The organism is uncultured Lactobacillus sp., assembly GCF_947367085.1.
Lineage (GTDB): Bacteria > Bacillota > Bacilli > Lactobacillales > Lactobacillaceae > Lactobacillus.
Window position 1 is genome coordinate 23647 of record NZ_CANBCP010000019.1, and the last position, 7341, is coordinate 30987.

General features: G+C 33.7%; 9 protein-coding genes and 1 other annotated feature. Of the genes, 7 read left to right on the plus strand and 2 right to left on the minus strand.

The window, feature by feature from the left end; translation table 11 throughout:
* From rsfS to Q0Y70_RS04835, 5 genes are all read left to right on the plus strand, one after another.
* Entirely contained in the window at positions 1–354 is a 354-nt protein-coding gene (gene rsfS / locus Q0Y70_RS04815; protein WP_297817491.1) for a ribosome silencing factor, read from the plus strand.
* Between the two features lie 2 nt (positions 355–356).
* On the plus strand, positions 357–1517 hold the full coding sequence (locus Q0Y70_RS04820) for a nucleotidyltransferase (RefSeq protein ID WP_297817493.1): 1161 nt from the start codon (positions 357–359) through the stop codon (positions 1515–1517).
* 1 nt (position 1518) lies between these two features.
* Entirely contained in the window at positions 1519–2067 is a 549-nt protein-coding gene (locus Q0Y70_RS04825; protein WP_297817496.1) for a DUF177 domain-containing protein, read from the plus strand.
* Between the two features lie 105 nt (positions 2068–2172).
* Positions 2173–2901 (plus strand): response regulator transcription factor, encoded by a 729-nt coding sequence (locus Q0Y70_RS04830; protein WP_297817499.1) that lies wholly within the window; start codon positions 2173–2175, stop codon positions 2899–2901.
* On the plus strand, positions 2867–4402 hold the full coding sequence (locus Q0Y70_RS04835; RefSeq protein ID WP_297817502.1) for a HAMP domain-containing histidine kinase: 1536 nt from the start codon (positions 2867–2869) through the stop codon (positions 4400–4402). Before Q0Y70_RS04830 ends, Q0Y70_RS04835 begins: the two co-directional genes overlap by 35 nt.
* A 48-nt stretch (positions 4403–4450) precedes the next feature.
* On the opposite strand, the gene yidC is transcribed toward Q0Y70_RS04835, so the two are convergent.
* Both yidC and Q0Y70_RS04845 read right to left on the minus strand, forming a co-directional pair.
* The gene (gene yidC / locus Q0Y70_RS04840) at positions 4451–5434 is read right to left on the minus strand and encodes a membrane protein insertase YidC (protein WP_297817505.1); all 984 of its coding nucleotides are present in this window, start codon (positions 5432–5434) and stop codon (positions 4451–4453) included.
* Between the two features lie 57 nt (positions 5435–5491).
* On the minus strand, positions 5492–5767 hold the full coding sequence (locus tag Q0Y70_RS04845) for an acylphosphatase (RefSeq protein WP_297817508.1): 276 nt from the start codon (positions 5765–5767) through the stop codon (positions 5492–5494).
* A 99-nt stretch (positions 5768–5866) separates the two neighbouring features.
* Between Q0Y70_RS04845 and Q0Y70_RS04850 the strand changes: the two genes are divergently transcribed.
* On the plus strand, positions 5867–6628 hold the full coding sequence (locus Q0Y70_RS04850; protein ID WP_297817511.1) for an RNA methyltransferase: 762 nt from the start codon (positions 5867–5869) through the stop codon (positions 6626–6628).
* A 103-nt stretch (positions 6629–6731) separates the two neighbouring features.
* Positions 6732–7085 (plus strand): helix-turn-helix domain-containing protein, encoded by a 354-nt coding sequence (locus Q0Y70_RS04855; RefSeq protein ID WP_297817514.1) that lies wholly within the window; start codon positions 6732–6734, stop codon positions 7083–7085.
* Positions 7086–7132: 47 nt separating this feature from the next.
* Positions 7133–7341: a binding site (T-box leader), on the plus strand. This feature is flagged as partial in the annotation.

Below are 7341 nucleotides of genomic sequence, written 5' to 3' on the forward strand. Positions count from 1 at the left end.
TTGACAAGTAAAGAATTATTAGATTTAGCTGTAGAAGCAATTGATGAAAGACATGGAGAAGATACTGAAGCATATGATATGCAAGGAATTAGTATTTTAGCTGATTATTACGTAATCACCACTGCAGGTTCTAATCGTCAGCTACATGCCATTGTAAATTCAATTGTAGATAAAATTCATGAACATGGCGCAAATGACTATCGTATCGAAGGAACTCGTGATTCTAATTGGCTTTTGATTGATTTGGGAGATGTTATTGTTAATGTCTTTACAGAAGATGCGAGAGACTTTTACGGCTTAGAAAAGCTCTGGAATGATGGCAAGAAAGTTGAATTGAATTTAGAACAGGATTAAAGATGAGTGCTGTTGGAATTATTGCAGAGTTTAATCCTTTTCATAGTGGTCACGAGTTTTTACTCAATCAAGCCCGTCTTTTAGCTAAAAATGATCCAATTATTGTTTTAATGTCAGGAAACTATGTGCAACGTGGGCAAATGGCTATTATGGACAAGTGGGATCGTGCACAAGCCGCTTTAAATAGTGGGGCTGATTTAGTATTTGAATTACCATTTTCTTATGCAGTTCAACCCGCTGATATTTTTGCTGAAGGTGGAGTGAGCATTTTATCTAAATTAGGAGTTAAAGATTTGGTCTTTGGTGTAGAAGATGCAAATTTGAACTTAGACTATCTAGCCAAAAAAATTAGTCAAATTCCTAAGAGTAGTTTGCAATTTAGAGATTACACTCAGACCTATGCGACTCAATATAATCAGATGGTTGCTCGTGAAGTAGGACATGAAGTAAATCAACCTAATTTGATGTTAGCTATTTCTTATGCAGTAGCTAATTTAAAAATTAATCATCCGATGGATTTACATCCAATTGAACGTATTGGTAGCGGTCATGATTCACCATTGGTGCGTGATAAAATCGTTTCTTCAGCTACTGGTATAAGAAACTTTATAATTCACCATAAGGCTAATGAATTAATTGAGTTGAAGAATTTTTTGCCAAAAGGTGAGTTAGCTCGACTTATGAATCAGAAAATTTATCCTAATTGGAATCTTTTGTATAAATTTTTGAAGTATAGAATAGAAAGTGCCCACTTAACTGAACTCAAGAGTATTTATCAGATGAGTGAGGGATTAGAGTATAAATTTAAAGAAGAAATTCATGAGGCACAAGATTTCACAGCATTTTTAATGAGAGTTAAGTCTAAAAGATATACTTACGCTCGCTTACGGCGTTTAGCTCTGTATACTTTATTAAATATCACACAAGAAGATATTATTAAGTCTTACGGAGATGTATCAACTCTTTTACTCGGTTATAGTTTACGCGGGCGCACTTATCTCAAAGAAAATCGTAAAGATTTTGAAATCCCAATTATCTCTAAAGTAGATAAACGGAGTGCAAAGTCGGGAACATTGGCCTTGCAAGTCAAAACAGATCGTTTATATGAAGAAGTTATCGGAAAAGACCAAAACTTTGGTCGTAGACCAATAGAGGTGAAATAACATGCTAGAATACTCATTTACGCAAATTAAAAATTCCAATAATCCCTTAACTGAAGTGGATCAAAGTGTTGAATTAAGTCATGATTTTTTTGAAAGAAGTAAAGAGCTGTTAATATCAGCCGATGACGTTCATGTCAAAGGACAATTCTTTTATGATGAACCATTTGTCACAGGTAATTTTACTGTAAATGCTAACGTGGTAGTCCCTTCTACACGAAGCTTAAAGCCAGTAAGTTTGCATCAAGAATTTAATTTTACTGAGAATTATAGTGAAACAAAACCCACTCAAGAGCAACTTGATGAAGAAGATACAATAATTACGATTAAAGATGATGTGATCGATTTGCAGACAGCGATTGAAGATAATTTGCTGTTAAGCTTACCTAGTGTTGTGTTGACAAAAGAAGAAAAAGAAGACGACATTTATCCTGAAGGTGATGGTTGGAAAGTTATTTCTGAACAAAAGCACCAAGAAAGTGAAAAAAATAAGGTTAATCCAGCTTTTGCTAAATTGAAAAATCTTTTTGACGATGAAAATAGCGATAAATAACTTGCATTAGAACTGATTTAAAATTATTATTAAATTATTAATAAAAATAGGCGAGAATATTTTTGGACTATTTTTTACTGAAGCATAGGATAAGGATTGGAAAAAATGAGTAAAATTTTAATTATTGAGGATGAAAAAAACTTAGCTCGTTTTGTAGAGCTTGAATTACAACACGAGAAATATCAAACAACAGTTGAATCAAATGGGCGTAAGGGACTAGATTTGGCTTTGAGTCAAGATTTTGATGCAATCTTACTTGATTTAATGCTTCCAGACCTAAATGGATTAGAAATCGCTCGCAGAGTTCGTCAAGAAAAGACAACTCCAATTATTATGATGACAGCCCGTGACTCCGTTATTGACCGTGTATCAGGACTTGATCATGGTGCAGATGACTATATTGTTAAACCATTTGCTATCGAAGAATTATTGGCTCGTTTACGTGCGGTTTTGCGCCGTGTTCAAATTGAAAAACGTGCTTTGGGTGAAACAATGGGAGTTCAAAAAGTCGTTCATTTCAACGATTTGACTATTGAAACTGCAAATAGGATTGTTCATCGTGGAAATAAGACCGTTGATTTAACAAAACGCGAATACAATTTGTTAATGACATTAATTGAAAACAAGAACAATGTGGTTACTCGTGAACAATTGCTTAACAAGATTTGGGGACCAGATTCTAAAATTGAAACTAATGTTGTTGAAGTTTATGTAAGATACTTACGTAATAAGATCGACGTTCCAGGTCAACCATCTTATATTAAGACTGTTCGTGGAACTGGTTATATGGTAAGAACCAATGAAAATGATGAACAACGTCAAGAAGAAAACTGATAATAAATTAAAAGAGACCTTTAAACATTCTCTATCTTTCAAGTTAGTTGGATTGGTAGCGACGATTATTACGGTCTCTTTTATCATATTTTCCATTGCTATTTATTCTTTAGTGCGTCAGCAATTGATTGAACAAGAAGAAAATGTCACTCAATCAGTTTCCGTGACATTTGCAAATCGGCTTATTGATATTCCCCATACTTTGCAAATTTCTAATGTTGTACCAAGTTTATCACCAAATACACGCAGGATATTAGAAGGAAAAGCGCCAATTGCAGCTAATGAGAAGAATAATATCTTCAGTGATGATATTTTGGCAACTTTAGCCAGTCGAGATACAACGGTTTTGATTTATAATCCAGCTGGAGAAATTGTTTTTTCAAATGGAACTTTGCCTAAAGATGCAGATATGCCAAATTACGATTCAAGGCATGTGTTAAGTCTGCAAAATATTGATGGCAAATTGCATCTGCAAGATTATAACAAGATTTATTCAAGTAAAACTGGCAAATTAACCGGATACCTAGTTGTTGACAATCAATTGACGAAAACTAATGCAATTTTAAGGCGTTTACGCAATTGGATGTTCTTCTTATCTGTGGTGGCAATTTTAATCTTTATTATTTTGTCCTACTTAATGATTAATAGTATTGTTAAGCCAATTAAACGAATGTCTAAAATCTCGAGGGCTGTTAATGATGATCCTAATAGTCAAGAAAGAATGCCTAAGTTAAAGCGTGAAGATGAGTTAGGAGAGTTAGCGAACAACTTTAATCAAATGCTTGATCGAATGCAAGCCTATATTCAGCAGCAAAAGCAATTCGTTGGCGATGTGTCTCATGAATTAAGAACACCAGTGGCTGTGATTCAAGGACATTTAAACTTGCTTGAACGATGGGGTAAAGATGATCCTGAGGTACTTGAAGAATCAATCAAAGCTTCCTTACAAGAAACTAACCGGATGAAACATTTAATTCAAGAAATGCTGGATTTAACTCGTGCAGAGCAAATTGACATTCAATATCCAGATGAAGTTAGTGACGTTAACGAAGTTCTGACTCGAACTGTGAATGATATGCGAATGATTCATCAAGATTTTAAGATTACTTATAATGATGCCCTAACTCCAAATACGATGATTAAGATGTATCATAATCACTTAGAGCAAATCTTGATTATTTTAATGGATAATGCCATTAAATATTCAACCGATCGCAAGGAAATCATTGTTGACGCATCTACTGAAGAAGATAAAGTTGAGATTACTGTTCAAGACTTTGGTGAAGGAATTGCGCCGCAAGAACAAGCCAAGATCTTTAATAGGTTTTATCGTGTAGATAAAGCTAGAACCCGAGAAAAAGGTGGTAACGGTTTAGGTTTATCAATCGCTCAAAAGTTGGTTGAAAGCTATAATGGAGAAATTAGTGTAACTTCTCAACTAGGATCTGGCAGTAAATTTAAAGTGGAATTTCCACTGCTGTCTCAAGGAAAAAAGGGTTAAATAAAAATGACTAAGTTTAAATAGCTTAGTCATTTTTTGTACTCAATGTTATTTCTTTTTACGCTGTTGTTTGCCTGCATTACGAGCTCTTAAGTCTTTATGAAGCTTTTGTTTTGCCTGATTTTTAGCTGGTGAAGAGCTATTGGAAGAAGTTGAACCAATAATTTCATCGATTGATTCTTGAGTTACGACAGTCTTTAATGGCTTGTCTTTTAATTCAAGAGCAACTTCTTTTTTAACTTTAGGCATCAAAATAAATGTGGTGATTAATTGTTGAATCACAATCACAATTCCTCCAGCCAAGAAGTAAAGAGCTAACGCTCCAGAAGAGGAAATTGAAATAAAGAAGGTCATTGCAGGACTCAAAATTAAGGTCATTTGCATTGCCTTTTTTTGTTGTTCAGGAATACCTATCATTGAGAGATAGCCTTGAATTACATAAAGTGCTGTGGCAATTACAGTCAATACAATTGAACGCTGACTCAATGAAATTCCAAAGAAACTTGCTTTTGCTAATTGATTTGAGTAAGCAACAGCTTGATAAATTCCCATCATGATTGGTAGTTGAATAACTAATGGTAAACATCCCATTCCACCCATCATGGACATATTATTTTCTTTGTAAATCTTCATTTGAAGCTGGCTTAACTGCATTTGTTGTGGTTGAGTTAAGTTTTTGTTCTTCATTGCATTTTGAATTAATTGCATTTGTGGTTGCAATTTTTGTGTTTTTTCTTGCTGTTTAGTCATTTTATATGAAGAATTTAATCTCAGCGGCATAACAATGAATTGCACAACTAATGTAATTAAAGCAATAGCCCAGCCAGCACCGTTGCTACCGCCGATTTTAGCTTCTACAAATAACATAATGTTTTGAAGTGGCCGACCAAAAACATTGTAAATCCAGGCATATGGACCAGCACTCGGAGCAGCTAACGCTCCATGCTCTGTCTTTGTTGCACAGGCAGTCATAAAGATTGCAACGAATGCTAACAAAGCAAAGACCTTAAAATATTTATTTTTAAATTTCATTCATGTAACCTTTCTTCTTTGTACTGCTATCAAGTTTACTAGGAAATAGTAATTCTATCAACCGACTACATTAAATGAATGAAATAATTTTTGATCGGGTAAATCTTTGACCTCGATATGATCAACTCGACCCGCCGGAGTTGGTGATGCTTTTACTTTACTTAAAAATTGCGCTAATTTTAAGGCATCTCCTTGGGCTATAATTGTCACACTGCCATCCATATTATTTTTAACAGTACCTTTAATCCCCAATTCATTAGCTAGCATTTGTGTTGTCCACCGAAAGCCCACACCTTGAACAAGGCCTGTTACAGTAATTTCTTTTGTTTCCATAGTAAGTTTTTCCTTTTAACTAAAATCCATTATTATAAATTTTAACATGTTAATTTGTCTCTAGTTAATTTAAAATATAAACTACAAGAGGAGAAAATTATGTTAGAAATTAATTCTGTAAATAATCCAAAAATAAAAGAGATCAGAAAACTACAGCAAAAGAAATATCGTAAACAAGAAAATAAATATATTATTGAAGGTTTTCATTTGGTTCAAGAAGCTTTAATGAATCATATTCAATACGACTTTATCTTAGCAAGTCAAAAGGCTCTAAATAAAATTGAAGATGAGTTTGAAGTTGATTCGAAAAAGGTAATTGTTATCAATGATGTAATTTGTGGTCATTTATCTTCCACCAAAACTAGTCAAGAAATTTTTATGGTCTTACCGATTAACCAACCTAAGCATTATTCTTTTGATTATGGTAAGTGGGTAGTTTTGGACAATTTAACTGATCCGGGAAATGTCGGCACGATTATTAGAACTGCAGATGCTGCGGGATTTGATGGAGTTATTTTATCAAAAGAAAGTGTTGATTTATATAATCCAAAAGTTCAACGCAGTATGCAAGGTAGCCAATTTCATATTCAAATTATCCAAATGCCTATCTTAACTGCTTTGAGTAATATGCAACAAAATGGATTACCAATTTATGTAAGTTTATTAGATAAAAATGCTAAGCAGTTGAATAATTGTCCACTTGTACCACAGCTTGCATTAGTAATTGGCAACGAAGCTCATGGTGTAAGTGAGCAAGTAATCAAATTAGCTGATAAAAAAATTTATATTCCAATTAAGGGTAAAGCAGAATCTTTGAATGCTGCAGTAGCGGCAGGAATTATGATTTATCATTTTTCTTAATTATTAGTATTAGACTTGTTTTTAGTAAGTGGTTTTTTTATAATAAGGTAAATGTTGGTTGTTTTTGCAACTCAGAGAAAGCTATTTTAAGGAGGAACTTGTTATGTCTGAAGCTCTAACTAAAGATGATAAATCAGGTTGTCCAAAACCTGAGGATTATTCACTGTGTGATCATTTTATTAGCGCCTTTGATATTATAGGAAAAAAATGGAATGGGTTAATTATTTCATCCTTATGTGATACAAATGCAATGCGTTTTAAGGATTTGGCTCGTTGTATTAGTAAGTGTTCTGATCGTGTGTTAGTTGAGAGATTAAAGGAATTAGAGAAACAAGATATTGTTAAGCGTAATGTGGATTCTAAAACCAAGATAATTTCTTATACTCTTACTAAAAAAGGTGCAGAATTGCAGCCTGTCTTTGATCAAGTTCATGATTGGGCAGATAAGTGGGCTTAGGCAACTTGCAAGATCGTTTAAAATGCATTAAGATACTAACATAAACTTTAAATGCGACAATCAAGATTAGTAGTATTCGGATCTTTCATAGAGAGAGTTAGGGTGGTGTAATAACTCAAAGATCGAATATGAATTTCATCTTGGGAGCAGAATCTAATCAATTCCGGTATTTCACCGTTAAAAGAAAAGAGTGTGAACACGCACTTTTGTATTAGTTTGTGTTCAAACTAGGGTGGTACCGCGAAGCTTCGTCCCT